This window comes from Streptosporangium sp. NPDC000239, assembly GCF_040300765.1.
Lineage (GTDB): Bacteria > Actinomycetota > Actinomycetes > Streptosporangiales > Streptosporangiaceae > Streptosporangium.
In genome coordinates this window covers 476,454-503,376 of the sequence record NZ_JBEPEI010000002.1, presented here as the reverse complement: position 1 = coordinate 503,376, position 26,923 = coordinate 476,454, and the positions used below count along the sequence as shown (strand labels likewise).

Here is a 26,923-nt window from a genome sequence, read left to right as displayed (position 1 = left end):
CATCACCGCCCTTGCCCTCTCCTCATGCGGCGCCGCCGCTGAAAGCGACACGAAATCCACCAAACCGGTCAGCGGGGGAATTCTTCGCTACGCGGTCAATACCGAACCGAGTAATCTCGACCCGCACGCGAGCCCCTCCGACATAACCGCCGTTTTCACTCGGCCCGTGCTCGACTCCCTGGTCTCCCTGGACCCCAAGGGCGGGGTGCACCCCTGGCTGGCGACGTCATGGCAGGTCTCGCCGGACGGGAAGAGCTACACCTTCGAACTCCGCAAGGACGTCACCTTCAGCGACGGCACGCCGTTCGACGCCGCGGCGGTGAAGGCCAACCTCGACCACGTCGTCGACCCGAAGACCAAGTCCGAACTCGCCGCCGGGCTCATCACCCCCTACAAGGGGACCGAGGTGATCGGCCCGCACACGGTGCGCGTCGACCTCTCCCGGCCGCACTCCCCGCTGCTGTCGGCCCTGTCCACCCCCTACCTCGGCATCCAGTCGCCCGCCTCGTTGAAGCTCGGCGCCGACGCCCTGGCCAGGAAGGTCGTGGGCTCGGGGCCGTTCGTGATCGACGCCTTCACCCCGCGTCAGGGCATCACCTACCACCGCAACCCGAAGTACGCCTGGCCGCCGCGGGGCACCGCGCACACCGGCCCCGCCTACCTCGACAAACTGGAGTTCAAGGTCCTGCGGGAGGACTCCGTCCGGGTCGGCGCGCTGACCAGCGGCCAGGTCGACGCCATCGGAAGCGTCCCCCCGGTCAACGTCAGCCAGGTCAAGGCCGACTCCAGACTCTGGCTTGAGACCCGTCAGGCCCCCGGCGGCAACTACAACTACTACCCGAACACCGCCAGGGGCGTCTTCTCCGACGTCCGCGTACGGCAGGCCTTCCGCGCGGCGATCGACCTCAAGACGATCATCGGCAAGCTCTACTTCGGCGTCTTCCAGCCCGCCGCGAGCCCCATCGCGCCCAGCACCTTCGGCTACGACCCCGGCACCGAACAACTCGGTGGATACGACCCGCAGGCGGCGGCGAAGCTGCTCGACGAGGCCGGGTGGACCGCCCGCGACGCCCAGGGCTACCGGACGAAGAACGGCGAACGGCTGACCGTCCGGTGGATGTTCGTCAAGATGATCGCCCGCGAGCAGCGCGCCGTACTGTCCGAGCAGGTGCAGGCCGAGGCCAGGAAGGCGGGCATCGACGTCCAGTTCCTCGACGTCACCCCGAGCAACTACGCGCCCATCGCCCTGCGGGGCGACTACGACCTGTCCGACTACAGCTGGCAGCGGGTGGACGCCGACGCCCTGCGCGACCTGTTCGCCTCCGCCAACATCCCCAACGACCAGGGCGGCTCGGGGGCCAACGCCTCCCGCTACTCGAACAAGGACGTCGACGCCTGGCTCGACCAGACCCTCGACACCGTCGACCCGGCCAAGCGCGCCGAGCTGTACGCCAAGGTGCAGCGCAAGGTCGTCGAGGACGCCGCGGTCTTCCCCGTCTACACCTTCAACTACGTGCTCGGCGCCGCCAGGAGGGTGCACGGCGTCACCTGGGAGGCGCAGGCCTACCCGAGCTTCTACGACGCCTGGGTCGCCGCGCGATGAGCGGGACCGTCCCCGGCCTCCGCCACCGGCGCCGCCTGCGCGCGGCGTTGGTCAGGCTGGCCACCTCACTCCTGGTGATCTGGGGGGCGGCCACGGTCTCCTTCGCGGCCCTCCAGCTCACCCCGGGCAGCGTGGCCGACGCACTGGTGGGAACCTCGATCGTCTCCCCGCAGGTCAAGGCGCAGATCATCGCCGACTACGGGCTCGACAGGCCCGTCCTGACGCAGTACCTCTCCTACCTCGGCATGGTCGTCAGGGGCGACCTCGGCCACTCCTACCAGCTCAACGAGTCGGTCGGCACGGCCATCTGGTCGCAGCTGGGCGCCTCGCTCCAGCTCACCGCCGCCGGGATGGGGCTGGCGCTGGTGCTGGCGACGGTGCTGGCGCTGCTGACCGCCAAGCGCTCCCGCTGGATCCGCGGGGTCTCCTCCGGCGCCGAACTCGTCGGCACCTCCGTGCCGATCTTCTGGGTGGGCATCCTGCTGCTGACGGTCTTCTCCTTCCAACTCGGCTGGTTCCCCGCGGCGGGCGGTGACGGCCTCGCGGGGCTGGTCCTGCCCGCGATCTCCATGGCCCTGCCCGTGACGGCCCTGCTGGCCCAGGTCATGCGGGAGGGACTGGAACGGGCGCTGGACGAGCCGTTCGTGCTGACCGCCCGCGCCCGCGGCATGTCCGACGCCGCCGTACGGCTCAGGCACGCCCTCAGACACGCCCTGCTGCCGGTCGTCACCCTGGCCGGATGGCTGTTCGGGCTGCTGCTCGGCGCCATGGTCGTGATCGAGCAGGTCTTCTCCAGACAGGGACTCGGCACGCTCATGCTCGGCGCCGTCACCGGCAAGGACCTGCCGGTCGTGATGGGCGTCACGCTGCTCACCGCGACCGTCTACGTCGTCGTCAACGCCCTGATCGACCTGCTCTACCTGGTCATCGACCCCAGGCTGAGGGAGGCCACATGACGGCCGTCACCCTGCGGGCCGCGACCCGTGAACGACCCGGCGTCCGGCCGGGCGTCTGGGCCGCGGGCATCGCGCTCTCCCTGATCGTCCTGGCCGCCGTGGCGCCCGGCCTGCTCACCGACGGCGCCCCCCACGAGTCGGACGCGCTGATGGCGCTGCAACCCCCGGGGGAGGGTCACCCGTTCGGCACCGACGCCATCGGCAGGGACGTCTTCACCCGCATCGTGTACGGCGCCCGCCAGTCACTGCTGGCCGGGGTCGGCGCCACGGTGCTCGCGGTGGGCGCGGGCACCCTGCTCGGGCTGCTGGCCGCGCTCGGCGGGCGGGTCGCCGACGAGATCATCATGCGGCTGACGGACGTGACGCTGTCGCTGCCCACCCTGCTGCTGGCCCTGCTCGTCCTGACGATCACCGGCCCCGGCACCCTCAACTCGATCTACGCCATCGCGCTGTACACGATGCCCAGCTACGCCCGGCTGGTCAGGGTGCAGACGATGGTGATCCGCCGCTCGGGCCACGTGGAGGCCGCGACCTCGCTCGGCCTCACCCGCAGCCGGATCGTCCTGCGTCACATCCTGCCCAACGCCTTCGCCCCGCTGCTGGTACTGGCCACCATCGAGGTCGGCACCGCGCTGGTCGCGGCCTCCTCGCTCAGCTTCCTCGGGCTTGGCGCCAGGCCGCCTGCCCCCGAGTGGGGGGCGATGCTGGCCGGCGGGCGGGACTACTTCTCGGTCGCGTGGTGGGTCGCGGTCTTCCCCGGCGCGGCCGTCACGCTCACCGTGCTGTCGATCACGGTCGTCGGACGCGCCCTGCAGCGGCGCCTTGAGGGGAGGGACCGATGAACGGTGACCCGCTGGTCGAGGTCGAGGACCTGACCGTGTCCTTCGGGGCGATCGAGGCCGTACGGGGAGTGTCCCTGGCGGTGAGCCCCGGCGAGTGCGTGGCGATCGTCGGGGAGTCCGGCTCGGGCAAGAGCGTCACCGCCCGCAGCCTCATCGGGCTCACCGGAGAGGGCGCCACGGTCGGCGCCGCCCGGCTGCGCGTCGGCGGGCAGGACGCCCTGGCGTTCGGCGAACGGCAGTGGCGTCAGGTGCGCGGCACCGGGATCGGCTACGTCCTGCAGGACGCGCTGGTCTCCCTCGACCCGCTGCGGCCGGTCGGCAGGGAGATCGCCGAGACGCTCAGGCTGCACCGCGCGGTGCCGCGCGCCGAGATCGACGGACGCGTCATCGAGCTGCTGCGCGAGGTCGGGGTGCCCGAGCCCGAACTGCGGGCCGGGCAGTACCCGCACGAGCTGTCCGGCGGCCTGCGCCAGCGGGCGCTGATCGCCTCGGCCATCGCCTGCGACCCCGAGCTGCTCATCGCCGATGAGCCGACGACCGCGCTCGACGTGACCGTGCAGGCGCAGATCCTGCGGCTGCTCGACGAACGGCGGCGGGCGGGCACCGCGCTGCTGCTGATCAGCCACGACCTGGCGGTCGTCGCGCGGCTGGCCGACCGGGTGCTGGTCATGAAGGACGGGACGGTGGTCGAGGAGGGGCCGACCGGCCGGGTCCTCACCGCCCCGTCCCACCCCTACACCCGGGCGCTGCTGGCCGCCATCCCGGGAGAGCACAGCAGGGGCACCCGCCTGTCGGCGACGTCCGGGCACGTACGGCCCGAGCCGCGCCGTGCCCCGGGGGAGGTGGTGATCGAGGCGCGCGGCCTGGTCAAGGACTTCCGTGGGCGGCGTGCCGTCGACGAGGTCTCCTTCGAGCTGCGCGCGGGTGAGACGCTCGGACTGGTCGGCGAGTCGGGGTCGGGCAAGACGACCGTCGCCAGACTGGTGCTCGGCCTCCTCGAATCCGACGGCGGGCAGGCACTGGTCGAGGGCAGGACCTGGGGGGAGATGACGGCACGGCAGCGCCGCGAGGCCCGCCGTCACGTCCAGGTGGTCTACCAGGACCCGCTCAGCTCCTTCGACCCCCGCTTCAACGTCAGGCGCATCCTCGACGAGGCGCTCATGGTCGGCGGGGTGCCCCGCGCGGAACGCCGCGACCAGGCCCTGCTGCTGCTCGACCAGGTCGGGCTCGACGGCGGCGTGCTGGAACGCCGCCCCCGGCAGCTGTCGGGAGGCCAGCGGCAGCGGGTCGCCATCGCCCGCGCCCTGGCCCCGCGGCCCCGGGTGCTGGTCTGCGACGAGCCGGTCTCCGCCCTGGACGTCTCGGTGCAGGCGCAGGTGCTCGACCTGCTGGCCGACCTGCAGGCGGAGCTGGGGATGGCCTACCTGTTCGTCTCCCACCACCTGGGCGTCGTCCACCACGTCAGCGACCGGGTCGTGGTGCTCAAGGAGGGCCGCGTCGTCGAGACCGGCGACGTCGGCCAGATCTTCACCGCGCCCCGGGCCGACTACACCCGCGAACTGCTGGCCGCGATCCCCAGACTCGACCGGCCGTCCGAACAGGCGGGTACGGCCCACCTCGTCCCGGCCGCCCGGCCCCGACCAACGACGGAGGCAATCCAGTGAACGGTTCCGCGCTGAAGGGACGTGTCACCGCCGACGGCTCAAGCGGTTACCCCGCGGAGCCCGGCCGCTACCACCTCTATCTGGCCTGGTCGTGTCCCTGGGCGCAGCGGACGGCCATCGTGCGCGACCTCAAGGGCCTGCGGGAGGTCGTCACGCTGTCCTACGTCGAGGACGACCTCGGCGCCGAGGGGTGGACCTTCGGCCCCCGGCGCGGCCCCGACCCGGTGAACGGCTTCGGCCGTCTCAGGCAGGCCTACGAGGCGACCGTGCCCGGCTACGACGGCCCGGTCTCGGTGCCCGCGCTGTGGGACCGGGTGACCGGCGGCCTCGTCAGCAACGACTACGCCGCCATCACCGTCGACCTCGGCACCCAGTTCGAGGAGTGGGGCGACCCGGAGGTCCGGCTCTACCCGCCCGAGCTGCGCGCGGAGATCGACAGGCTCAACGCCTACCTGCACGCCGACCTCAACGGCGGCGCCTGGGAGGTGGCGATGACCACCACCCAGAAGGGGTACGAGGCGGCGCGCGGGCGTGTCGTCGCCGTCCTCGACCGGATGGAGAGGCGCCTGGCCACCCGCCGGTTCCTGTTCGGGGACACGATCACCGAGTCCGACGTCTGGCTGTGGCCGACCCTGGCCCGCTTCGACCTCCTCGACAACCCGCTCGGGAAGATCAGCGAACGGAGCCTGAGCGACTTCCCGAACCTGTGGGCCTACGCCCGCGACCTGTACCAGCGGCCCGCCTTCCGCGACACCACGGACTTCGGGACCTTCCGCAGGGACCGCTCCTCGATCCGCAGGCCGGGTCCGGCGCGGATCGAGGTCGAACCGGTCGAGGCGGACTGGGAGCTGCCACACGGCCGCGACTCGGTCCTGTGAACGGCACGCCGCGTGTCTTCGGCGGGGCCCGCCCGCGATCCGGTCCTGTGAACGGCGCGGCCGGGCCGTCCACGCCGCGTGTCTTCGGCGGGGCCGTCCACGGTTCGGTCCTACGGGTGGCGGGACTCCCGGGGAAGCCCCGCCCAGGAGGGGTGCTCACCGGAGGCCCAGGAGCCGGGCGGACGGTAGCCGTCCAGCCCCTCCGACCATGGGACGGGCCGTGAGGCGCCCTCGCCGGGTGGTGTGGCGCCGGGTGTGCCCCGCCTGCCCAGCGCGAGCAGCACGACGGCGAGAGCGGCGAGCTCCTCGGCTCCCGCCTCGCCCCGGACGACCAGGATCGGCGTCGCTGTCATCGTCGCTGTCACTGTGGCTGGTTTCCGTGCTTGCGCGAGGGCAGTACCCGGTGCTTGCCGCGCAGCATCGCCAGGGCGCCGATCAGCGCGGAGCGGGTGTCGGCCGGGTCGATGACGTCGTCGACGAGGCCGCGTTCCGCCGCGTGGTAGGGGTGCATCAGCTCCTGGCGGTACTGCTCGGTCCGCAGGTCGAAGACCGCCTTCGGGTCCTCGGCCGCGGCGATCTCCCGCCTGAAGATGACGTTCGCGGCGCCCTCGGCGCCCATCACCGCGATCTCGTTGGTCGGCCACGCCAGCGACAGGTCGGCCCCGATGGAGCGCGAGTCCATCACGATGTAGGCGCCGCCGTACGCCTTGCGCAGGACGAGCTGGACGCGGGGGACCGTGGCGTTGCAGTAGGCGTAGAGCAGCTTGGCGCCGTGCCTGATGACGCCGCCGTGCTCCTGGTCCGTCCCGGGCAGGAAACCCGGGGTGTCGACCATCGTCACCAGCGGGATGTTGAAGGCGTCGCAGAACTGGACGAATCTGGCGGCCTTCTCCGAGGCGTCGATGTCGAGCACCCCGGCGAGGCTGGCGGGCTGGTTGGCGACGATGCCGGTGACCTGCCCGTCCAGCCTGACCAGCGCGCACACGACGTTCGGCGCCCACTGCTCGTGCAGCTCCAGCATCTCGCCGTCGTCCACGATCTCCTCGATCACCGCCCGCATGTCGTAGGCGCGGCCGGTCTCGACCGGGACCAGGTCGAGCAGCCGTTCCACCCGCCGGTCCGGCGGGTCGGCGGGCGCGAGGACGGGCGCGGACTCCCGGTTGTTGGACGGCAGCAGCGACAGCAGGTACCTGACGTCCGCCAGGCAGGTCTCCTCGTCGTCGTAGACGAAGGAGCCGACGCCGGAGCGCGCGTGCACGTCGGCGCCGCCGAGCTCCTCGTGGGTGACGCTCTCTCCGGTCACCGTCTGGACCACGTCGGGGCCGGTGATGAACATCTGCGCCACCCCGCGCACCATGAAGACGAAGTCGGTGAGCGCGGGGGAGTAGGCCGCGCCCCCGGCGCAGGGGCCGACCACCACGCTGATCTGCGGGATCACCCCGGAGGCGCGGACGTTGCGCTGGAATATCCCGCCGTAGCCCGCCAGCGCCGTCACCCCCTCCTGGATGCGCGCGCCCGCGCCGTCGCACAGCCCGACGATCGGGGCGCCCGTCGTCTCCGCGAGGTCCATCACCTTGTGGATCTTCTCGGCGTGGGCCTCGCCGAGGGCGCCGCCGAAGATCCGGAAGTCGTGCGCGTAGGCGAAGACCTTGCGCCCGTGCACCCGCCCCCACCCGCACACCACGCCGTCGGTGTACGGCCTGCGGTCCTCAAGGCCGAAGCCCGTCGCGCGGTGTCTGCGGAAGGCCTCGATCTCGGTGAAGGTCCCCTCGTCGAACAGCAGCCTGAGCCGTTCCCTGACGGTCAGCTTGCCCTTGGCGTGCTGTGCCCGGGAGGCCTGCTCGCCGGGCCCCACCCTGGCACGGGCCCGCATCCACGTCAGCGCGGCGACGCGCTCGCGCATCGGAGAGGCGGGGCCCGTGGTCACGGGCTCGGGCGGTTCGTGCGTGACGGTGCTCATCGACATCCCCCTCGGCGGCTCGGCCTCCGGCGTGCGTTCGACCGGGTCCCAGCATGGCCGGAGCCGATCGAGGAACACTTGAACCAGCCTCGCACCCGACCTATTTGGTGGGATATGACGGCTTTTAAAGCGCTACAGGTGGATTTTTCGCAGAAAAGCGGCACACCAGCCAAGGGGGCGTAGTGATCCGAGTCCTGATAGCCGAGGACGTCAACATGATCCGGGGCGCACTGGTGGCCCTGCTCGAACTCGAAGACGATCTCAAGGTGGTCGCCGAGGTCGGCGACGGCGACCGGATCGTCTCCGAGGCCGTACGGCACCGGCCCGACGTGGCCCTGATCGACGTGGGCCTGCCGGGACTCGACGGCATCAGCGCCGCCAACAGGCTGCGCGAGACCCTGCCCGGATGCCGCACCCTCATCCTCACCGGCCTGGGAAGACCGGGGACGCTGCACCGCGCCATCGAGGCGAAGGTCTCCGGATACGTCCTGAAGGACGCCCCGCCTGAGGAACTCGCCCACGCCGTACGGGCCGTGGCCGACGGGCAGCACGTCTTCGACCCCAAGCTGGCGCTCGCCGCGTGGAACGACGGGGCCAACCCCCTCACGCTGCGCGAGGCCGAAGTGCTCAGGATGGCCGGGTCGGGGGCGGGAGCGCGGGAGATCGCCGCCCGCCTGTCACTGTCGCCGGGGACCGTGCGCAACTACCTCACCGCCATCGTCGGCAAACTGCGCGCGCGCAACCTCATCGACGCGCTACGTCTCGCACAGGAATCGGGGTGGCTCTCCTGACGCCCGCTCGGCCGGGACGCCGGAGGCACCGGAGGAGCCCAGGGAGTTCGGGGACCCCGGGGAGCCGGGGGAGAAGGTGTCCCTGGGGATCGCGACCTCAAGGACGAACCGGCCGCCGGAACGGGCCGCGGAGAAACGGCCGTTGACCGTGGCGACCCGGGACGCGAGGTTGGCCAGCCCGTTGCCGTCCTTCGCCGGGCGCCAGGGGCTGCCCGGCGCGCAGTCGTTCGCCAGGACCATCGTGACCGCCTCGCCCGTGGACCGGACGGAGACCTCGCACCACCGGCCGGTGCCGTGTTTGAGGAGGTTGGTGACGCCCTCGCGCAACACGATCGCCAGGACGGTCCCGGTGTCCGGGTCGAGAGGCTCGGGGGAGATGTCCGCCTCGACCCTGATGCCCAGGCCGGACAGCGTCGAGAGCACCGAGTCCAGTTCGTCCCGCAACGACATCCTGCTGTGGTTGTGCGAGAGCTCGCGGACGTCGGCCAGAGCCTTGCGTGAGATCTCGATGATCTCCGAGAGCTCCTCCCTGACCCGGGGGGACTCCGCGGGGGTGATCCGCCGGGCCAGCTCGCCCTTGAGGGCGATCGTGGAGATCCCATGGCTGAGCAGGTCGTGCAGGTCGCGGGCGATCCGTTCGCGCTCCTGCGCGATGGCGGCGGCGCACAACAGCTCCGCCCTGGCCGCCTCAAGGGCCGTCCGGTGCCCCCGCCACCTGACCAGGGCGTCTCCCAGCCGCCTCAGGGTGAGGAAACCGATCCCGGTCGCACCGGCGACGGCCAGCGCGACGACCCCGCCGAGCAGCAGGTCCTCGCCGAAACTCGCATCGAGGACACGGCCACCCCAGAAACCGCACTGGGCGGCGATCAGGACCGTCGCGAGCGAACGCAGCCGTACGGGCATCCGACGCGGAGCATCTGACCTTGCGATTTCTTCCATCGTCACACTCCAAAGCACATGCTGGGGCGTCGACTGCAACGGATACGTAGATCAGCGGTCCATAGCAACTGTACGAGGGCCGTGCCCGGGGCCGCTCCGCGCCGCCACGGGGCCGCCGGGCGGCGGGGACGCGCTCGCAGGAGTGACGTCGTGGAGGAGTGGGGCCGGGCGCCGAGGGTGAACTCCACCCCGCGAGGGCGCCGCCGTACGGGGAGACCGGGCCGGTCCCGCGCGACCGGGGCGGGCCGTCGTGCCCGCCCGTGAGCCGGGCCCGGTCGTCCGCGGAGAGTTCCCCGGCGGGGGGTGCCCAGGAGGGGGCTGGAAACCGGGGGACGGTGAAAGGTTCAGCGGACGACGATGAAGTCGTCGGCCTTTCTCGGGGCGCGGTCCCTGGGCGGGGCCGCGGGGCGGCCGACGGCGACGGCGCCCATCGGGTCCCAGTCGCCGGGCAGACCGAGCACCTCGCGGACCACGTCGCGGCAGAACATCGTCGAGGAGACCCAGGCCGAGCCGAGCCCCTCGACCGCGAGCTGGACCAGGAGGTTCTGCACCCCGGCACCCGCCGCGACCACGAACATCTCCCGCTCGGCCGCGTTACGCCGCTCGTCGCGGTAGGTGTGCGAGCCGTCCGTCACCAGGCAGGGCACCACCAGGTACGGCGCGCCGCGCAGCACCTCCCCGCGCGCGACCCGCCTGGTGATCGCCTCCTCGGAGAACCCGTCCCCCCGGAGGTCGGCGATCCATGCCTCCCGCATGGCGTCCAGGAGCTTGGCCCTGACCTCGGGCGACTCAAGCAGGACGAACCGCCACGGCGTGGTGTGGTGCGGGGCGGGGGCGGCGATCGCGGCCTCCACGGCCCTGCGGACCTTGGCGCCGTCGACGGGCTCGGCGGAGAAGGAACGCACGGTCCTGCGGGCGAAGAGCACGTCCCGCGAGCCGTACCGGAACATGTCCTCCTCCGACGGGCGGACCAGTTCGCGGACGCCGGGGCCGTCCTCCTGGGTGGTGTACTCGGCCATCCCCCTGATCACCGCCACCGGGGTCTGGGCGAGCTTGCCCTTGACCAGGTCACCCGCGGCGGCCAGCTCGTCGGCGACCGCGGTCAGGGTGACCTCAAGAGCGTTGCCGTGGTCGTCGGACATGCCCCGGTAGTCGAGGATGGGGGTCACCCCCGCCACACCGATCGCCACGTCCGTCTGGCCGTTGCGCCACGGGCGGCCGAAGGTGTCGGAGACGATGACGCCGACCGAGACGCCGAGCCTGCGCCGTACGCTCTCCCGCACCGCGGTGGCGGAGGCGTCGGGGTCGACGGGCAGCAGCACGACGGTGCCCGTCTCGGTGTTGGAGGCGTCGACCCCGGCCGCGGCCATGACGAACCCGTGCGTGGTCTGCGCGATCACCGTCTCGCCCCAGCGGGCCACGACCCGGGTGGTCTCGGCGGTGATGGCCTCGGCCCGGGTGATGCCTCGCCTGACCCGCCCCTCGGCCTTGCTGGAGATCTTGGAGGTGACGACGAGGATGTCGCCGTCACGCAGGTCGGGCGCGGCGTCCGCGATCAGCTCGCCGACGTCGTCGCCCTCCCTCACCTCGGGGATGCCGGGGACGGCGAAGATCTCCAGCCTGGCGTCCTGGGAGCCGTCCCTGGTACGGCGGACCCTGCTCATCGGGCCTCCCCGTCCGAGCCGCCGGTCCCGGCCAGGGAGACGGCAAGGTCGAGGGCGGCCCGCGCGATGTCGGCGGCGGCCTCGACGTCGTGCATGATCAGGGGACGGGCCTCGACGCGCACGCCGTCGAGGGCGACCCCGGCGTCCTCCTCGGCGACCAGCCAGCCGTCGATCAGCGGCGAGCCGTACAGGTCGAGGACCGCCTGGGCGGTGGTCTCCACGCCGATCGCGGTCAGGCAGGCGTCGGCCATGCCGCGTACGGGGGCGCCGCCGACGATGGGGGAGACGCCGACGACCGTCTTGGCCTCAAGGGCCTCGCGGATGCCCTTGATCTGCAGGATCGTGCCGATGCTCACCACGGGGTTGGACGGGGGCAGGATCACCACGTCGGCCTCGGCGACGGCCTGGAGCACGCCGGGGGCGGGACGGGCCTCCTCCGCGCCGACGAGGATGATCCGCTCGGCGGGGACCGAGGCGCGCAGCCGTACCCACCACTCCTGGAAGTGGACGGCCCTGCGGCCCCGCTCGTCGGAGATGACCACGTGGGTCTCGGCCCTGTCGTCGGTCATCGGGATCAGCCGCACGCCGGGCTGCCAGCGGGCGCACAGCGCCTCGGTGACGGCCGACAGGGGGTATCCGGCGGAGAGCATCTGGGTGCGCACGATGTGCGTGGCGAAGTCGCGGTCCCCCAGGCCGAACCACTGCGGTTCGACGCCGTAGGCGGCCAGCTCCTCCTTGACGACGTGGCTCTCCTTCTGCCTGCCCCAGCCCTGCTCCTCGTCGATGCCGCCGCCCAGGGTGTACATGACGGTGTCCAGGTCGGGGCAGACCTGCAAGCCGTACAGGGTGATGTCGTCACCGGTGTTGCCGATGACGGTGATCTCTGAATCGGGGACGGCGGAACGGAGGCCGCGCAGGAAACGGGCACCGCCGATCCCACCTGCGAGGGACACAATGCGCATGCGGTCCAGTGTTCCACTGCCGTACCGGTACCGCCCTGATGGGGTATGGGAGCGTTCGTCAAGGGGGCAGGACGACTTGTCTTGATCGTTATGCACGGCGTCTTCGCTGGCAGCGTGATCTTCAGGGCTGCCCGAAATATGTCCGAATAGGATGCTATGTAGTACTTATGGGATAAGTGGGCTTGCTGGGACTCCAGACACCTAAGTCGGCCATGTGCAAAACTTGCCCCGGGTTTACCTGAGAACCCTTTGGGAGTAATCGTGATCAATGCGGAAGCGGGCAGGCTCAGGGAGCCGGCCGCGTGGCTCATGATCGCCGTAGCGTCCACGGGCGTTCTCGTCGATGTCGAGCGGCTGCTGTTCGGTACATCGCTCGGAGGGTCCTTCGCGTTTCGCGCGGCCGGCCAGGTGGGCGGACTCACCTCCCCGGTGACCACCGCGCTGCTCGTCGGCGCCGTGCTGCTGGCGGGAAACGCGGGCCCGGCGATCGCGCGGCTGAAACTCATGACGCAGATCGCGGTCGGCACGCTCGGCCTGGCCGCCCTGTTCGGCACGGTCGGCCTCTTCGGCGGCCTGTTCGCCGGTGAGACCGGCCTCATGGAGAAGGTCGAGTTCCTCCTCGTCAGCCTCCCCACCCTTGGGCTGACCGGCCTCGCACTGGCCTATCTCCTGCCCAGGATGGCCGCCGCCGGGCCCGCGCGGAAGGAACCGGTCTTCTCCCACGGCCAGGCCTTCCCCACCCCGCAGCCCGGCGCGCACTCCGTTCCGCAGCCCGGCGCACAGCCCGGTGCGCCCTTCCCGGGGGCCCACCCCCAGGATCAGGTCCCGCAGCACGGCTTCCCGCCCCAGGAGCAGCACGGCTTCCCGCCGTACGACCAGCAGGGCGCGCCGCAGGGGGTCAACGTCCAGGAACAGCCCCCCGCGCACGGCCGGCCGCCGCACGAGCAGGTCCCGCCGCAGTACGAGCAGGCGGCCCGCCCCCAGGAGACGGCCCAGCACGGCTTCCCCGTCCAGGACCAGGGTGGCCACGGCTTCCCGGTCCAGGACCAGGGTGGCCATGGTTTCGCGGCTCAGGACCAGGGCGGTCACGGCTTCCCGGCCCAGGACCAGGGGAGCCACGGGTTCGCGCAGCAGGCTCCGCCCGCTCCCGCGAGCAGGCCCGCGCACAGCCAGCCCGCCCTTCCCCCCGGCCCGGCCGCCGCCGCCGAGGCGTACGGCGCCGAGGGATACGGCGAGAGGTACGGCCAGGACCTGCTGACCCCGCAGACCGGCTCCCACGCCTCCCCGGCCCCCTCCTACGGCGCCGCGGAGTCCTACAACGATTCCTACGGTGAGTCCTACAACCCGGGGCCGTACGTCCCGGCGGACGTCCAGCCTCCGGCGCCGTCCTACGACCCGCCCGCCTACGACCAGTCCGGTTACGGGCCGAGGACGGAGCCGCAGCCACAGCAGCAGCCACCGTCACAGCCGCAGGCCCCGTCCTACACCGACGCCTACGCCGACCCCCAGCCGTCCGCCTACCCGCCGCCCGCCGAGCCCCAGGCCACCGGGTACGGCCAGCAGGCCGGGCAGTTCCACGGCGCCGACTCCTACGGCGGCCGCCCCGAACCGCAGGCGGCCTCGCCGTACGGCTCCGACAGCGAGCCGCGGCTGACGTTCGACGCGCAGGGGCAGCACTCCTTCCCGCAGCCGCCGGACAACTACGGCCAGCCGTTCACCGGCTACTCCGGCTCCGAGTACGTCCGCCAGACCGAGCCGAACCTGCACTACCCGGCGCCCGACCCGGTCGACCCCCGCTCGCAGCAGATGGCGCAGGCCTACCAGCAGGCGGAGAACTACCAGCAGTCGCAGGCGGGCACGCCGGAACCGCAGCTGCGCGTCCCCGAGTACACCTCGAACCCCCAGACCCCTCAGCAGGGCGGAAACTACGACAGCCTCGGGTACCCGCAGGCGCAGCCGTACCAGCAGGGCGGCGGCCAGTGGGAGGCCCCGGCCGAGACGACGCTGAGGTTCGATCCCGCCGCATACCAGGGCGACCCGCTCAACGGCCCGAGCCCCTCGGGGCGCTCGTGGGACTCGCAGCCCCCCATCGACCCCACCGCGATTTACAAACCGGAGCGCTCGACCCAGGTAACGGGAGAGGAAAGTCCGGACAGAGAAAGGGTGGGTCCCGGTCAGGAGCAGAACATGTCCTGGTACGGTTCCGACCGCCGAGAGCACTGAAGAGCCAGGCGATCGTCACGGGAGACCGGGGTGAACGCCGTATTTGGCAGTAGGACGATCCACTACCGGGGAGAGCAGGTCTTTCCCCGGATACCGGCATGCCGCTTGACGTCACACAGGCCACGCGCGTGTAATTACACACGTGTTGTTACGCCTTCCCGCTGGTGGGTAAGAGGGGAGGCGTTCATAGGGGGGCTCCATTTGCGGGCAGGCGGCAGGGAGGTGTGCAGTGGCCGACCTGGTCATCGCACAGGACAGCATCGCTGAAGAGCAGCTTGGTTGGCAGGAACGCGCGCTGTGCGCGCAAACCGACCCCGAGGCGTTCTTCCCCGAGAAGGGGGGATCCACTCGGGAGGCCAAAAAGGTCTGCCGCTCGTGCGAGGTGCGTGCCGAATGCCTTGAGTACGCTCTGGAGCACGACGAGCGGTTCGGGATCTGGGGAGGGCTCTCCGAGAGGGAGCGCCGCAGGATCAAGCGCGAGGCGGTCTGAGCGGACGATTGACGCGCTCACCGGGGGCCACGGGTTCACGGAGAGTGCTTGATCATATATCGACGGAGCATGTGGCCGACCGGCCACATGCTCCTTTTTTGGTGCATCAGGCATACCTCAACAGAGGGTGCCGTATCGTGGTCGCGCCGATCATCAGCCCTTCCTGAACACGGGACGCATGTCCAGCACCGACTCCCCCCGCCCCAACCACACCGTCACCGCGATCGTCGTGGCCCACGACGGCGCACGCTGGCTTGGGGAGACCCTCGCCGCGCTGCTGCGGCAGACCCGCCCCATCGACCGGGCGGTCGGGGTCGACAACGGCAGCAAGGACGGCAGCGCCGCGCTGCTGACCGGTACCCTCGGCCGCAACGCCGTGCTCACGCTGCCGCGCTCGACGAGCTTCGGCCAGGCCGTGGCCGAGGTCCTCGACCGGCTCGGGCCCTCTGAGGGAAACGAGTGGCTGTGGCTGCTGCACGACGACTGCGCGCCGGACGACGGCGCCCTCGAAGCCCTGCTGAAGGCCGCCGACGACGACCCGGGCGCGGCCGTACTCGGCCCCAAGCTCCGCGACTGGCTCGACCGGCGGCTCCTGCTTGAGGTCGGCGTCACCGTGGACCTGCGAGGACGCAGGGACACCGGCATCGAACCCCGCGAGTTCGACCAGGGCCAGTACAGCGGCGCCAGGGACGTGCTCTCGGTCTCCACGGCCGGGATGCTGGTCCGCAGGGACGTCTGGGAGGAGGTCGGCGGCCTCGACCCCTTCCTGCCGTTGTTCCGTGACGACCTCGACCTGTGCTGGCGGATCAGGAGTGCCGGATACCGGGTCCGCAACGTCACCCAGGCCGTCGCCTGGCACGCGGAGGCGGCTGGCAGGCGCCGCCGCCGCATCACCGTCAGCGGCGACCACCCCCGCCGCCTCGACCGCCGCAACGCCATGTTCGTGGTCATGGCGAACCTGCCCGCGCGGTCTCTGCCGTGGGCGCTGCTGCGCAACCTCTTCGGCTCGCTGGTCAGCACACTGCTGTTCCTGCTGGCCAAACAGCCCGCCGACGCGCTGGACGAGGCGCTCGCGCTCGGCTCGATCCTCAGGCACCCGGGCAGGCTCGTCAGGGCCAGACGCGTCCGCGCCGCGGGCAGGAGACGCGGCGGCGCCGCGGCGGCCAGGCTGCTCACCCCGCCGGGCGCGGGCTACCGTCGGCTGGCCGACCGGTTCCAGGGCTACCTGGCGGGCAACGGCCTCGTCGAGTCGGCGGGACGCCACCACGCCGCGACCCCCGTCCAGGAGGACGGGGAAGAGCTGCTCACCGACGACGTCGGGGCGACCCGGCGCCTGTTCGGCAGCCCGGGCATGGCGCTGTTCCTGGTCCTGGCCGTCGTCACGCTGGTCGCGGAACGCGGCCTGATCGGCGGCTCCCGGCTGGGCGGCGGCGCGCTCGTCCCCGTGATCGGCGGCGCCTCCGACCTGTGGGACCTCTACACCGAGGGCTACCGTCAGGCGGGACTCGGCGGTGACGGGTGGGCGCCGCCGTACGTGGCGGTGCTCGCCGGGCTGTCCACGGTGCTGTTCGGCAAACCCTGGCTCGCCGTGACCGTGCTGCTGCTCGGCTGCGTGCCGCTGGCCGGGCTCTCCGCCTACACCGCGACCAGGGCGATGATCCCGGGCCGCTGGACCCGCGTCTGGCTCGGCGCCTCCTACGCGCTGCTGCCCGTCGCCACCGGGGCGATCGCGGCCGGGAGACTCGGCACCGCCGTGGTCTTCACGCTGCTGCCCTGCTACGCGGCGCTGGCCACCAGGATGCTGACCGCCGACCCGCGCCGGGCGCGCCGCGCCGCCTGGGGACTCGGCCTGCTGCTGGCCGTCGGTACGGCCTTCGCCCCGCTGATCTACCCGCTCACGCTGGTCCTGGGCGCGCTGGCCGCGCTGGCCTTCCCCCGCAGGGGACTGACCGGCTCGGTCGTCATCGCCTTCGGCGTCCCGGTGGCGCTGCTGCTGCCCTGGCTGGTCCAGGTGGTCTCCACCCCCGGGCTGCTGCTGCTCGAAGCGGGCCTGCACCGGCCCGAGCTGGTCGACGCCGCGCTGCCCGCCTCCTCGCTGTTGCTGCTCAGCCCCGGCGGCCCGGGGATGCCGCCGCTGTGGGTGACGGGCGGCCTCATCGCCGCCTGCCTGGCCGCGCTGCTGATGCGCCGCGACCGGACGGTCGTCGCCGTCGGCTGGGGCGTCGCGCTCTTCGGCACGCTGGTCGCGATCCTGGTCAGCAGAACCCCGGTCACCTCGCTGAACGCCGACACCCGGGCCCCCGCCTGGCCCGGCGTGCCGCTCGCCCTCGCCGCGATCGGCATGCTCGTCGTCGCCGCGCTCACCGCCAACCGCATCGCCGACCTCAGGAAGGCGGGCGGGCCGCGCAGAGCCGTGGCGGTCGCCGTCGTCGCCGTCGCGTTCTCGACCCCGGTCCTCGCGGCCGGAATGTGGATCACCAGGGGGGCGGGCGGCCCCCTCGGCGGTGACGTCGGCGACGTGATGCCCGCGCTGGCCGCCCTCAACTCCGGCGGCGGCGAACGGACCCTGCTGCTGCGCGAGAAGGACGGCGCCCTGGCCTTCACCGTGCTGCGGGGCCGTACCCCGCTGGTCGGCGAGGCCGACATCCCCACCCTGCCCGGCCCCAGGGAACGGGTCGCCGTCGCCGCGGGAGGACTGGCCTCGGGCAGGGGCGGTGACGACGCCGACGTGCTCGCCTCCTACGGCATACGGTTCGTCGTGGTCGTCCCGCCGGTGACCGAGACGATCAGCCACGCCCTCGACTCCCAGCCCGCCCTGGCCAGGATGAGCCTGTCGCGTGCCATAGGCGTGTGGCAGCTGACCCAGCCGGTCACCGTGCCCCCCACCCCGCAGGACGACCCCTGGCACGGCCGCTGGCTGTGGGCGCAGGCCGTACTGCTGCTGGTCGTCTCCGTCCTGGCCGCCCCGGCCTCACGCGGCGCCGACAGTCAGATTCGCACCGAGGTCCCCGAGCCAGGCAGGGAGCCGTCCAGCCGATGAAGTCCCTGATCGAGAACCGGTTCAGCCTCCTCGCGCTCGTCCTGGTCGCCCTGCTGGCCCTGTACGGCGTCGCCTCCGCGACCAGGCCCGCTCCCGAGGCCGAACCGGCCAAGGGCCTCAGACGGGTCCCCGTCGCCTCGGTGACGGTCGTCTGCCCCGACCCCGGCGACACCGACGCCGCCGTCGTCACCCCGCCGGGCGGCCAGGACGCGGGAACCGCCACACTCGTCACCGGGGACACCACGGTCACGGCCCTGCGGACCCCCGGCACCCTCTGGCACGAGAAGATCCCCGCCAAGTCGGCCCCGCTCGTCGTGACCGCCAAGGCGAACATGGCGGCGGGCCTTGAGGCCTCCCAGACCCGCAGGGAGACCTCGGGCAGGCACCGCGGGCTGGCCGGAGTGCGGTGCGTCGAGCCCGCCGCCGACACCTGGCTGGTCGGTCCCGGGCCCGCGGCGGCCGACGTCACGCTCTACCTCGCCAACCCGGGACTCGCCCAGGCGACCGTCGAGCTCACGGTCTACGCGGGGGAGGGGCCGGTGGTCTCCGACTCGGGCGACGTGATCACCATGAAGCCGGGCGAGACCAGGGCGATCGACCTCAAGGACGTCGCGCCCTCACCGCTCGTCATGGCGGTCGGGGTACGCACCGTCTCCGGCCGGGTCACCGCGGCGGCCCGGGCGATCATGCACGGCGGAAAGGGCGTGGACTGGCTGCCCGCCTCGGCCCCTCCCGCGACCCGCGTCGTGGTCCCCGCCGTCCCCGGCGGAGGCGGCACCCGCCAGCTGCTGGTCGCCTCGACCGCCGAGACCGACACCCTGGTCGAGATCAAGGCGATCACCTCGGACGGGACCTACGCCCTCAAGGGCAAGGAGGTGCTCGAAGTGCCCGCCGAGTCGGTCGCGACCCTGGACCTGTCGAACGCCGTGGACGACCGGTCGGCCGCCCTCGTGCTGACCTCGGAGACCCCCATCCTCGCCGGGGTGACGGTCACCGGGACCGGCAAGAAACCCGATGTGGCCTTCACCGCCGGAGCCGCCCCCATCGACCTGGGCAGCGTGGTCGCCGACAACCACACCGGCGGGGACAAGGGTGCGAGGCTCGTGCTGAGCGCGCCGGAGACGGCAGGCAAGGTGAGCGTGCGGGTCCTGCCACGCAAGGGAAAGGCACCGGAACCGTTCGAGGTGGACATCCCCGCCGCCCGCACCAAACAGGTGAGCCTCCCCAAGGTCGACGGCCCCTTCGGAGTGCTGGTGCTACCGGTGGAAGGATCGGGGCCCGTGTACGGCGGGCGGGTGATGGACGAACGAATCAAGAAGGGCCTGGCCCTGACCGTCCAACCCCTCGCCGCGGCCCGAGTGTGGGCTCTGGTGCCACCTACGACGGAATCGATGGGGGTGGTGTTGTGACTCTTTGCTCCGCCTGGCGGCGTCGCGGGCTTGGGCGCCTCGGGTCGGTGCTTTCCCTCGTCACTCATCCGCTGCGCTCCTTCGCTCCTCAGTCCAAGCACCGACGCGCCCAAGCCGGACACTCCTCACACACGGCGCCGGTAAGGCACGAGGGCAAAAGCTTCACACCGGGAGCTGGTGAGGCAGGGGGCCGAAACCCTCACACTTGGGGGCGGTAAGGCACAAGGGCAAAAGCCTCGTGTGCGGTGCCGGGAGTGGTCGGGTTCTTTGGGGGAGTCCGCTCTTGGCGCCGGGGTGAGTTCCCTGGGGGGTCGTACTCGGGGGAATCTGGGGTGGCGTGGGGCGGGGGTGGTGGAGGGGAGTGGTGAGGTAAGGGAGATCTGGCGGTGAGGTAAGGCAGCCCGATTGGGCTAGTCGTCTTCCTCGTAGCCGGGGTCTACGGATTCGGGGGACAGACCCAGGAGACCGGCGATCTGTTCGACCACGGTGTCGTGGACCAGGGCTCCCAGCTGGTCGCGGTCGCGGGCCCTGGCCTCAAGGGGGCGCCGGTAGACGATCACGACGGCGGGGCGCTTGCCGACGGCGGGTTCCGAGCGGCCGAACGGGATCGGCTCGCCGGACAGCAGGCCCGGGCCGTCGCCCAGTTCCGACAGCGGCGGCACCTCCTCGATCGCGAACTCGACGGACGCGAGCTGGGTGCCCCAGCGTGGCTTGAGACGGTCCACGGCGTCCAGGACGAGATCGTCGAAGCGCTCGCTGCGCGACTTGGCGATCGGCACATGGGAGGGTGCCAGCGGGCCCCGCATGCCACGACCGTGTCGGTCGCGTTTGCGAGGAGGGCGAGGTCTACCTGGTGCCGGGCTCACGGGCCAAGCTTAGACATGCCTGGTGGGAAGGTGGAAAGGGGTTGACGGGAGGGTGTGCAAGCCGTACAGGCGGGTGGAAGCCGGGACACGTGTCCGAATTGTGGCGACACGCTCGTTAAGAGCGCTCAGATAGTGGCGCCCTGGACGCTTACCGGATACGGTCCCACCGTGAGCCCCGTCCGCCGCTGTTCCCGCACCGCGTGCAGTCAGCCTGCCGTATTCACGCTCACGTACGTCTACGCCGACTCGACCGCCGTTCTCGGGCCCTTGGCGACGTACGCCGAGCCGCACTGTTACGACCTGTGCGCCGAGCATGCGGAGCGGCTCACCGCCCCACGGGGCTGGGAGGTCGTCCGGCTGCCGAGCGACGGAGCGCCGCCGAGCACCGACGACCTCGAAGCGCTCGCCAACGCCGTCCGGGAGGCGGCCAGGCCCGCGACGAAGGGCACCGAGCCCGTGGGCCAGGGAGTCGAGGTCGGGCGTCGTGGACACCTGAGAGTGTTGCGCTCAGCCCAGCCACAGCCCCACCCCGCGCAGCCCCAGCGCGACCGCTGAGCCGTACGTCCCCACCCCCCGGAGCGGCGAGGGTTCCGGAACCCGGGACACAGCTCAGAAGAACCTCATCACGGAGACGCCCCACCTTGCGCCCCCGACAACGGTGCCCGCAGTGGAGAGTCCACCCAGAACGGCCTTCTTCGGCGCGGCGAGTGAAGAGTTTCGCATGTGCCTTACCGGCGCCAAGTGTGAGGAGTTTGATCTTTGCTTTACCGGTCCCGTGTGTGAGGAGTGTCCGGCTTGGGCGCGTCGGTGCTTGGACTGAGGAGCGAAGGAGCGCAGCGGATGAGCGACGAGGGAAAGCACCGACCCAGGGCGCCCAAGCCCGCGACGCCGTCAGGCGGAGCAAGGGGGCACAGCAGGCGGCGCAAAGGGACACCGACCCCCTAGGCTTGGGGGCGGCAGAGACGAGTCAAAGGGGCGGAGCTGGAGTGGGCGACCTCGCCAGGATCTTCAAGGCGTACGACGTGCGCGGCGTCGTGCCGGACGAGTTAGACGAGGAGACCGCGTGGGCGGTCGGCGCGGCCTTCGTTGAGGTCACCGGTGCCGGGTCCGTCGTGGTCACGCACGACATGCGTGCCTCATCGGCTCCGCTGGCCGCGGCCTTCGCCGGCGGGGCCGTCTCACGTGGGGCCGACGTGGTGGACACCGGTCTCGGCTCGACCGACATGCTCTATTACGCCAGCGGCAGTCTGGGCATGGCCGGGGTGATGTTCACCGCCAGCCACAATCCGGCCCGTTACAACGGCATGAAGATGTGCCGTGCGGGCGCGGTGCCGATCGGTGGGGAGACCGGGCTCACCGAGATCCGCGACCGGGCGGCCGAACTGCTCGCCGCGGGCGGCAAGGGCGGCGAGGGCGGCGGTACGGTCTCCCGGCGTGACCTGCTGCAGGGCTACGCGGACCACCTGCGCACGCTGGTCGACCTGTCCGGTGTCCGGCCGTTGAAGGTCGTGGTCGACGCGGGCAACGGGATGGCGGGGCACACGGTGCCGGTGGTCTTCGAGGGGCTTCCCGTCGAGCTGACCGCGCTCTACTTCGAGCTCGACGGCGACTTCCCCAACCACGAGGCCAATCCGATCGAGCCGGAGAACCTGCGTGACCTGCAGAAGGCCGTGCTCGACGTGGGCGCGGACATCGGCCTCGCCTTCGACGGCGACGCCGACCGCTGCTGGGTCGTGGACGAGCGCGGCGAGTCGGTCTCGCCCTCCACGATCACCGCGCTGGTCGCCGCCCGTGAGCTGGCCAAGCAGCCCGGCGCCACGATCATCCACAACCTGATCACCTCGCGGGGCGTTCCCGAGATCGTCGCCGAGCACGGCGGGGTCCCGGTCAGGACCCGGGTCGGGCACTCCTTCATCAAGGCCGAGATGGCCAGGAGCGGCGCGGTCTTCGGCGGTGAGCACTCCGCGCACTACTACTTCAAGGACTTCTGGTTCGCCGACACCGGCATGCTGGCCGCGCTGCACGTGCTGGCCGCGCTGGGTGAGCAGGACAGGCCGCTGTCGGAGATCCTCGCGGGTTACGCCCGCTACGCCGCCTCCGGGGAGATCAACAGTACGGTCGCCGACCAGCGGGCCGCGACGGCGCGGGTCAGGCAGGTCTTCGAGGGCAGGGACGGCGTCACCTTCGACGACCTGGACGGTCTGACCGTCTCCGGCCCCGGATGGTGGTTCAATCTTCGTCCGTCCAACACCGAGCCGCTGCTCAGGCTGAACGCCGAGGCGGCCGACGAGATTCAGATGGCGGCGATCAGGGACGAGGTCCTCGCCGTCGTGAGGAGCTGAGCACGTGAAGATCGACGAGTGGTTGCTGGAGATCCTGGCCTGCCCCAACTGCAAGTCTCCGTTGCGTGCGGAGCCGGAGGTGGACGAGCTGTCGTGCACTTCGGCCTCGTGCGGGCTGGTCTATCCGGTTCGTGATGACATTCCGGTCCTGCTGGTCGACGAGGCTCGGAAGTCGTGAGCTGGGAGTCGGATCGGCTCGACGACCAGGGGTGGCTGACCGAGGCTGACCCCTCAGGCATGTTGCGCGCCGTCGCCGCCTCGGCGGCGCAGGTGCGCATCTCACATCGGGGTGTCCGTGAGGCCGACCTCACCCGGGTGATCGGGGAGGGCAGGCCGAGGGCGATCGTGGTCGCGGGCATGGGCGGTTCCGGCATCGCCGGTGACATCCTCGACGCGGTGTGCGGCAACGGGGCTCCGTTGCCGATCGTGACGGTGCGTTCCTACCAGTTGCCCGGCTGGGTCGGCGCGACGGACCTGGTGGTCGCCGTGTCGTGTTCGGGCAAGACCGAGGAGACACTCGCGGTGGCCACGGAGGCCGTCCGCAGAGGGTGCCGCCTGCTGGTGCTGGCCGCGGCGAACTCTCCGCTGCACGCGGTCGCCAGGCAGTCGGGCGCGCCGTTCGTGCCGGTGACCACCGGCGGGCAGCCCCGGGCGGCGGTCTGGGCGCTGTCGGTGCCGTTGCTCGTGGTCGCCGCCGAACTCGGCGTGCTCCAGATGGACGACGGGGTGATCGAGGAGGTCGCCAAGCGTCTTGAGGAGATCGCCCACCGCTGCCGTCCGGTGAGTGAGTCCTTCATCAACCCGGGCAAGACGCTGGCCATGGAGCTGGCGGAGACGGTGCCGATGATCTGGGGTTCCTCCCGGCTCTCGGCCGTGGCCGCCTACCGGTGGGCCAGCCAGCTCAACGAGAACGGCAAGTACCCGGCCGTCTGGGGACAGATCCCGGAGGCCAACCACAACCAGGTGGTGGCCTTCGACGGTCCGTTGGCGCAGCGGGACATCTTCGCCGACGACGCGGGCCGGTCGCTGCGGCTGTTCATGCTGCGTGACACGGAGGAGCATCCGCAGGAGGCGCGGCGGCGTGAGGCCTCGGTGCGGATGGCCGAGGACAGGGGCGTTCCGGCCACCCAGCTCGTCGCGGAGGGCGCTCATCCGCTTGAGCGGCTCGCGACGCTGATCGGACTGGGCGACTACGCGAGTACCTATCTCGCCCTGGGGTACGGGATCGATCCGACCCCCGTGTCGGCCATCACGGAACTAAAGGCGAGAATTTCCCAATAGTATCCTCTCGTCTTTTTCGGACTATGTAAGCGGAGGCTGTCGTGAGTGCGGGCGGCGGTACAAAGGCGATCATCGCGGCGTTGAGCGCGAACCTTGCGATCGCGGCGGCCAAGTTCGTCGCCTTCCTGGTCACGACTTCGTCGTCCATGCTCGCCGAGTCGATTCACTCCCTCGCCGACTCGGGGAACCAGGTGTTGCTGCTGGTCGGCGGGAAGCGGGCCGAGCGCAAGCGCACCCCGGAGCACCCCTTCGGCTACGGCAGGGAACGCTACTTCTACGCCTTCGTGGTCGCGGTGGTGCTGTTCACGATCGGTGCGCTCTTCTCCCTCTACGAGGGCTGGCACAAGATCCATGAACCGAAGCCGGTGGAGACGCCGGTCGTGGCCTTCGCGGTGCTGATCTTCGCGATCATCGCGGAGGGCTTCTCCTTCCGCACCGCGATCAAGGAGTCCAACTCGCTGCGCGGCAAGCAGACGTGGGTCCAGTTCATCCGCAGGTCCAAGTCGCCCGAGCTGCCGGTCATCGTCCTGGAGGACCTGGGCGCCCTGGTCGGCCTCATCCTGGCGCTGGTCGGCGTGACGCTCGCCGTCATCACCGGCGACGGCGTCTGGGACGGCGTCGGCACGATGGCGATCGGCGTGCTGCTGGCCGTCATCGCGATCGTGCTGGCCATCGAGACCAAGTCGCTGCTGATCGGCGAGAGCGCCGGCCCCGAGGTCGAGGGTCAGATCATCGCCGCCCTGGAGAGCGCCCCCGAGGTGGTCAGGGTCATTCACATGCGCACCCTCCACCTCGGCCCCGAGGAGCTTCTGGTCGCCGCGAAGATCGCGGTCGACCACGACGACACGGCCGCCGAGGTGGCCAGGGGCATCGACGAGGCGGAGCAGCGCATCCGCTCCGCCGTGCCGATCGCCCGCGTCATCTACCTGGAGCCCGACCTCGACCGGGCCAAGACGGGCGGGATCACCCCCGGGCCGCACGCGGCCAACGGCCGGGTGTGATCCGGGAGGTTCACGCGCCGGGGACCACCAGTCCCGTCTCGTAGGCGTGGATGACGGCCTGCGTGCGGTCACGCAGGTTCAGCTTGGCCAGCAGCCTGGCCACGTGGGTCTTGACGGTGTGTTCGGTGACCACGAGGCGGGAGGCGATCTCGGCGTTCGACAGCCCCTGGGCGATCAGCCGCAGCACCTCGACCTCACGCGGGGTCAGCGGCCCGCCGTCCGCGGCGGGCCTTCGCTGCCGGGAGAACTCGGCGATCAGTCGCCTGGTGATCCTGGGGGCCAGCAGCGCGTCCCCACGGGCCACCGTCCGCACGGCCTCCGCCAGATCTCCGGCCCTGACGTCCTTGAGCAGGAACCCGCTCGCCCCCGCGGTGAGCGCGTCGTACACGTAGTCGTCGAGGTCGAACGTGGTGATCATGATGATCCTGGTCGCCTCGGTCTCCAGGATTCGGCGGGCCGCCTCGATGCCGTTCATCTCCGGCATCCGGATGTCCAGCAGCGCGACGTCGGGACGGGTCCGCCGTGCCAGCCGTACGGCCTGGGCGCCGTCGGGGGCGGTTCCCACGACGGTGATGTCGGGCTGGGCCCTGAGCACCGCGGCGAAGCCCCGCAGCACGACCGGCTGGTCGTCGGCGATCAGCACCCGGATCCGGCCGTCCACGGCCGTCCCGGGAGGAGCCCCGGAGGCCGTCCCGGGGAGAGCCTCGGCTTGAGGACCGGGGAGGGCTTCGGCCGGAGGGCCGGTGACAGCCTCGGCGTCAGGGGCGGGAGGTTCGGGGGTTGTCATTCGAGGGGGAGACCCACCTGGATGAGGAAGCCACCGGAGGGGCCGGGGCCCGCCTTGAACCAGCCGCCGAGGGCGAGGGCGCGTTCGCGCATGCCGACCAGGCCGTGCCCGTTCTCGGTGTCGCCGGAGGGGCCGGGGCCGTTGTCGGTGATCCGCAGCGCCAGCAGGGCAGGGCGGTAGGCCAGCTCGATCGAGACCCGGGCGCCGGGCGCGTGGACGCGGACGTTGGTCAGCGCCTCCTGGATGATCCGGTAGGCGGAGACGTCCACGGCCTGCGGCAGGGGGACCTCCTCCCCGATCACGTCGAGGTCGACCTCGCCCTCGTGTCGTCCGACCAGTTCGGGAAGCCGCGCCAGCCCCGGTTGTGGCGCGGTCTCCGGGGCGGTGACGACGTCGGCGCGCAGCACGCCGAGCAGGCGGCGCATCTCGGTGAGGGTGGTCCGGGCGGAGGTCGCGATCTCGGCGAACTCCTGGAGGGTCCGCTCGTCGAGGCCGTCGAGCGTGTAGGGGGCGGTCTCGGCCTGCACGGCGATCTTCGAGACGGAGTGGGCCACGATGTCGTGCATCTCCCTGGCGATCCTGGCCCGCTCGGCCATCGCGGCCTGCTCCCTGAGCGTCTCCAGGTTGCCCGCGCGCATCTCCGTGATCGTGCTGGCGCTACGCCGTACATGGGCGAGGAAGATCAGCAGGACGGTTCCGAGGAACAGGACGACGAGCGGGGAGACCGCCTGTCTGTCGATCGTGGTGATGGACAGCACCTCCCTCCCGTTCCGCAGGAACACGGCCGCCAGGAGCAGGATCGTCAGGGCGCCGATGACCAGCCCGACGACGAGCGGGCCGACGATCCGCGCGATCGTGTAGAGGGTGAGCGCGCCGGACAGCACCACGCCGAACGGGGGGTAGTCGGGCAGTACGCCGGTGTAGAGCAGGCAGAGCGCGCCGAAGGAGACCAGCGTGACGACCGCCCAGGGATGCCTGCGCCGTACGACGTGCGGCAGCGTGGCGAGCACGGCGGCCAGCATGGTCAGGGAGGACCGGCCGCCGAGCTGGGCCAGGGCGAGGAACATGAGCAGGACGCCGACGGCGACGTCGGTGAGGGGGGAGGCGATGACCCGCCGGAGGTTCAGGGCGTCGACCCTCCGTTCGGCCTCGGTTAATACGGTTGCGACGTTCATGGGGAGAATTGTCGCGACGGAGGCCGTCCGGCGTCGTCACTCCTGGGAGC

General features: G+C 71.5%; 23 protein-coding genes. 15 read left to right on the top strand and 8 right to left on the bottom strand.

The features are described 5' to 3' along the window. The first annotated feature begins 166 nt into the window (after window positions 1-166). Genes ABT340_RS07750 through ABT340_RS07730 form a run of 5 tightly spaced genes read left to right on the top strand, consistent with a single transcriptional unit; the run spans window position 167 to window position 5,943 of the window. Entirely contained in the window at window positions 167-1,603 is a 1,437-nt protein-coding gene (locus tag ABT340_RS07750; RefSeq protein ID WP_352009885.1) for an ABC transporter substrate-binding protein, read from the top strand. Further along, window positions 1,600-2,559: an ABC transporter permease gene (locus ABT340_RS07745; RefSeq protein WP_352009884.1), complete on the top strand. Its 960-nt coding sequence runs from the start codon at window positions 1,600-1,602 to the stop codon at window positions 2,557-2,559. The genes ABT340_RS07750 and ABT340_RS07745 overlap by 4 nt, the downstream gene beginning before the upstream one ends. Then, entirely contained in the window at window positions 2,556-3,401 is an 846-nt protein-coding gene (locus ABT340_RS07740; protein WP_352009883.1) for an ABC transporter permease, read from the top strand. Before ABT340_RS07745 ends, ABT340_RS07740 begins: the two co-directional genes overlap by 4 nt. Further along, window positions 3,398-5,065, top strand: a complete 1,668-nt coding sequence (locus ABT340_RS07735; RefSeq protein ID WP_352009882.1) for a dipeptide ABC transporter ATP-binding protein — start codon at window positions 3,398-3,400, stop codon at window positions 5,063-5,065. The genes ABT340_RS07740 and ABT340_RS07735 overlap by 4 nt, the downstream gene beginning before the upstream one ends. Continuing rightward, a complete protein-coding gene (locus tag ABT340_RS07730) occupies window positions 5,062-5,943 on the top strand; it encodes a glutathione S-transferase C-terminal domain-containing protein (protein WP_352009881.1) in 882 nt (293 codons plus the stop codon). Before ABT340_RS07735 ends, ABT340_RS07730 begins: the two co-directional genes overlap by 4 nt. 110 nt (window positions 5,944-6,053) lie before the next feature. On the opposite strand, the gene ABT340_RS07725 is transcribed toward ABT340_RS07730, so the two are convergent. Further along, complete coding sequence (locus ABT340_RS07725) at window positions 6,054-6,296, bottom strand: acyl-CoA carboxylase epsilon subunit (RefSeq protein ID WP_352009880.1); 243 nt, start codon at window positions 6,294-6,296, stop codon at window positions 6,054-6,056. A gap of 8 nt (window positions 6,297-6,304) precedes the next feature. Beyond that, window positions 6,305-7,903: an acyl-CoA carboxylase subunit beta gene (locus tag ABT340_RS07720; protein WP_386193402.1), complete on the bottom strand. Its 1,599-nt coding sequence runs from the start codon at window positions 7,901-7,903 to the stop codon at window positions 6,305-6,307. 182 nt (window positions 7,904-8,085) lie between these two features. Between ABT340_RS07720 and ABT340_RS07715 the strand changes: the two genes are divergently transcribed. Further along, window positions 8,086-8,694 carry a response regulator transcription factor gene (locus ABT340_RS07715; RefSeq protein WP_352009879.1) on the top strand — a complete coding sequence of 203 codons (609 nt, stop codon included), beginning with the start codon at window positions 8,086-8,088 and terminating at the stop codon, window positions 8,692-8,694. On the opposite strand, the gene ABT340_RS07710 is transcribed toward ABT340_RS07715, so the two are convergent. From ABT340_RS07710 to cofD, 3 genes are all read right to left on the bottom strand, one after another. Then, window positions 8,659-9,633: a sensor histidine kinase gene (locus ABT340_RS07710; RefSeq protein ID WP_352009878.1), complete on the bottom strand. Its 975-nt coding sequence runs from the start codon at window positions 9,631-9,633 to the stop codon at window positions 8,659-8,661. The two genes, ABT340_RS07715 and ABT340_RS07710, sit on opposite strands and share 36 nt — an antisense overlap. Window positions 9,634-9,977: 344 nt before the next feature. Then, window positions 9,978-11,297, bottom strand: a complete 1,320-nt coding sequence (locus tag ABT340_RS07705) for a coenzyme F420-0:L-glutamate ligase (RefSeq protein WP_352009877.1) — start codon at window positions 11,295-11,297, stop codon at window positions 9,978-9,980. Further along, window positions 11,294-12,259 (bottom strand): 2-phospho-L-lactate transferase, encoded by a 966-nt coding sequence (gene cofD, locus ABT340_RS07700; protein ID WP_352009876.1) that lies wholly within the window; start codon window positions 12,257-12,259, stop codon window positions 11,294-11,296. Before cofD ends, ABT340_RS07705 begins: the two co-directional genes overlap by 4 nt. A gap of 261 nt (window positions 12,260-12,520) precedes the next feature. On the opposite strand from cofD, the gene ABT340_RS07695 reads away from it, so the two are divergent. From ABT340_RS07695 to ABT340_RS07680, 4 genes are all read left to right on the top strand, one after another. Further along, window positions 12,521-14,482, top strand: a complete 1,962-nt coding sequence (locus tag ABT340_RS07695) for an MFS transporter (RefSeq protein WP_352009875.1) — start codon at window positions 12,521-12,523, stop codon at window positions 14,480-14,482. A gap of 229 nt (window positions 14,483-14,711) precedes the next feature. Then, window positions 14,712-14,972: a WhiB family transcriptional regulator gene (locus ABT340_RS07690; RefSeq protein ID WP_012888122.1), complete on the top strand. Its 261-nt coding sequence runs from the start codon at window positions 14,712-14,714 to the stop codon at window positions 14,970-14,972. 178 nt (window positions 14,973-15,150) lie between these two features. Then, window positions 15,151-18,012 (top strand): glycosyltransferase family 2 protein, encoded by a 2,862-nt coding sequence (locus ABT340_RS07685; RefSeq protein ID WP_352009874.1) that lies wholly within the window; start codon window positions 15,151-15,153, stop codon window positions 18,010-18,012. Continuing rightward, window positions 18,009-19,421 carry a DUF5719 family protein gene (locus tag ABT340_RS07680; protein ID WP_352009873.1) on the top strand — a complete coding sequence of 471 codons (1,413 nt, stop codon included), beginning with the start codon at window positions 18,009-18,011 and terminating at the stop codon, window positions 19,419-19,421. Before ABT340_RS07685 ends, ABT340_RS07680 begins: the two co-directional genes overlap by 4 nt. A gap of 410 nt (window positions 19,422-19,831) precedes the next feature. Here the strand turns inward: ABT340_RS07680 and ABT340_RS07675 are convergent, their stop codons facing one another. Further along, a complete protein-coding gene (locus tag ABT340_RS07675) occupies window positions 19,832-20,227 on the bottom strand; it encodes a metallopeptidase family protein (protein WP_352009872.1) in 396 nt (131 codons plus the stop codon). A 228-nt stretch (window positions 20,228-20,455) separates the two neighbouring features. Here ABT340_RS07675 and ABT340_RS07670 point away from each other — a divergent pair, with 228 nt between their 5' ends. The 5 genes from ABT340_RS07670 to ABT340_RS07650 all read left to right on the top strand — a co-directional run bounded on the left by ABT340_RS07670 (window position 20,456) and on the right by ABT340_RS07650 (window position 24,911). Further along, window positions 20,456-20,842, top strand: a complete 387-nt coding sequence (locus ABT340_RS07670; protein ID WP_352009871.1) for a DUF3499 domain-containing protein — start codon at window positions 20,456-20,458, stop codon at window positions 20,840-20,842. A 431-nt stretch (window positions 20,843-21,273) separates the two neighbouring features. Beyond that, window positions 21,274-22,629, top strand: coding sequence for a phosphomannomutase/phosphoglucomutase (locus ABT340_RS07665; RefSeq protein WP_352009870.1), 1,356 nt, complete (start codon window positions 21,274-21,276; stop codon window positions 22,627-22,629). Window positions 22,630-22,633: 4 nt separating this feature from the next. Further along, window positions 22,634-22,807: a Trm112 family protein gene (locus ABT340_RS07660; RefSeq protein WP_184712993.1), complete on the top strand. Its 174-nt coding sequence runs from the start codon at window positions 22,634-22,636 to the stop codon at window positions 22,805-22,807. Then, entirely contained in the window at window positions 22,804-23,910 is a 1,107-nt protein-coding gene (locus ABT340_RS07655) for a bifunctional phosphoglucose/phosphomannose isomerase (RefSeq protein WP_352009869.1), read from the top strand. The genes ABT340_RS07660 and ABT340_RS07655 overlap by 4 nt, the downstream gene beginning before the upstream one ends. A 41-nt stretch (window positions 23,911-23,951) precedes the next feature. Then, a complete protein-coding gene (locus ABT340_RS07650) occupies window positions 23,952-24,911 on the top strand; it encodes a cation diffusion facilitator family transporter (RefSeq protein ID WP_352009868.1) in 960 nt (319 codons plus the stop codon). Between the two features lie 10 nt (window positions 24,912-24,921). On the opposite strand, the gene ABT340_RS07645 is transcribed toward ABT340_RS07650, so the two are convergent. After that, window positions 24,922-25,572 (bottom strand): response regulator, encoded by a 651-nt coding sequence (locus tag ABT340_RS07645; RefSeq protein WP_352009867.1) that lies wholly within the window; start codon window positions 25,570-25,572, stop codon window positions 24,922-24,924. A gap of 122 nt (window positions 25,573-25,694) precedes the next feature. After that, window positions 25,695-26,873 (bottom strand): sensor histidine kinase, encoded by a 1,179-nt coding sequence (locus ABT340_RS07640; protein ID WP_352009866.1) that lies wholly within the window; start codon window positions 26,871-26,873, stop codon window positions 25,695-25,697. Window positions 26,874-26,923 lie beyond the last annotated feature (50 nt).

Excerpts from the sequence above, each read along its gene's own strand:
- ABT340_RS07745 (WP_352009884.1), top strand. The coding sequence starts at position 1,600 with ATGAGCGGGACCGTCCCCGGCCTCCGCCACCGGCGCCGCCTGCGCGCG.
- ABT340_RS07740 (WP_352009883.1), top strand. The coding sequence starts at position 2,556 with ATGACGGCCGTCACCCTGCGGGCCGCGACCCGTGAACGACCCGGCGTC.
- ABT340_RS07735 (WP_352009882.1), top strand. The coding sequence starts at position 3,398 with ATGAACGGTGACCCGCTGGTCGAGGTCGAGGACCTGACCGTGTCCTTC.
- ABT340_RS07725 (WP_352009880.1), bottom strand. The coding sequence starts at position 6,296 with ATGACAGCGACGCCGATCCTGGTCGTCCGGGGCGAGGCGGGAGCCGAG.
- ABT340_RS07720 (WP_386193402.1), bottom strand. The coding sequence starts at position 7,903 with ATGAGCACCGTCACGCACGAACCGCCCGAGCCCGTGACCACGGGCCCC.
- ABT340_RS07710 (WP_352009878.1), bottom strand. The coding sequence starts at position 9,633 with ATGGAAGAAATCGCAAGGTCAGATGCTCCGCGTCGGATGCCCGTACGG.
- ABT340_RS07705 (WP_352009877.1), bottom strand. The coding sequence starts at position 11,297 with ATGAGCAGGGTCCGCCGTACCAGGGACGGCTCCCAGGACGCCAGGCTG.
- cofD (WP_352009876.1), bottom strand. The coding sequence starts at position 12,259 with ATGCGCATTGTGTCCCTCGCAGGTGGGATCGGCGGTGCCCGTTTCCTG.
- ABT340_RS07685 (WP_352009874.1), top strand. The coding sequence starts at position 15,151 with ATGTCCAGCACCGACTCCCCCCGCCCCAACCACACCGTCACCGCGATC.
- ABT340_RS07680 (WP_352009873.1), top strand. The coding sequence starts at position 18,009 with ATGAAGTCCCTGATCGAGAACCGGTTCAGCCTCCTCGCGCTCGTCCTG.
- ABT340_RS07675 (WP_352009872.1), bottom strand. The coding sequence starts at position 20,227 with ATGCGGGGCCCGCTGGCACCCTCCCATGTGCCGATCGCCAAGTCGCGC.
- ABT340_RS07640 (WP_352009866.1), bottom strand. The coding sequence starts at position 26,873 with ATGAACGTCGCAACCGTATTAACCGAGGCCGAACGGAGGGTCGACGCC.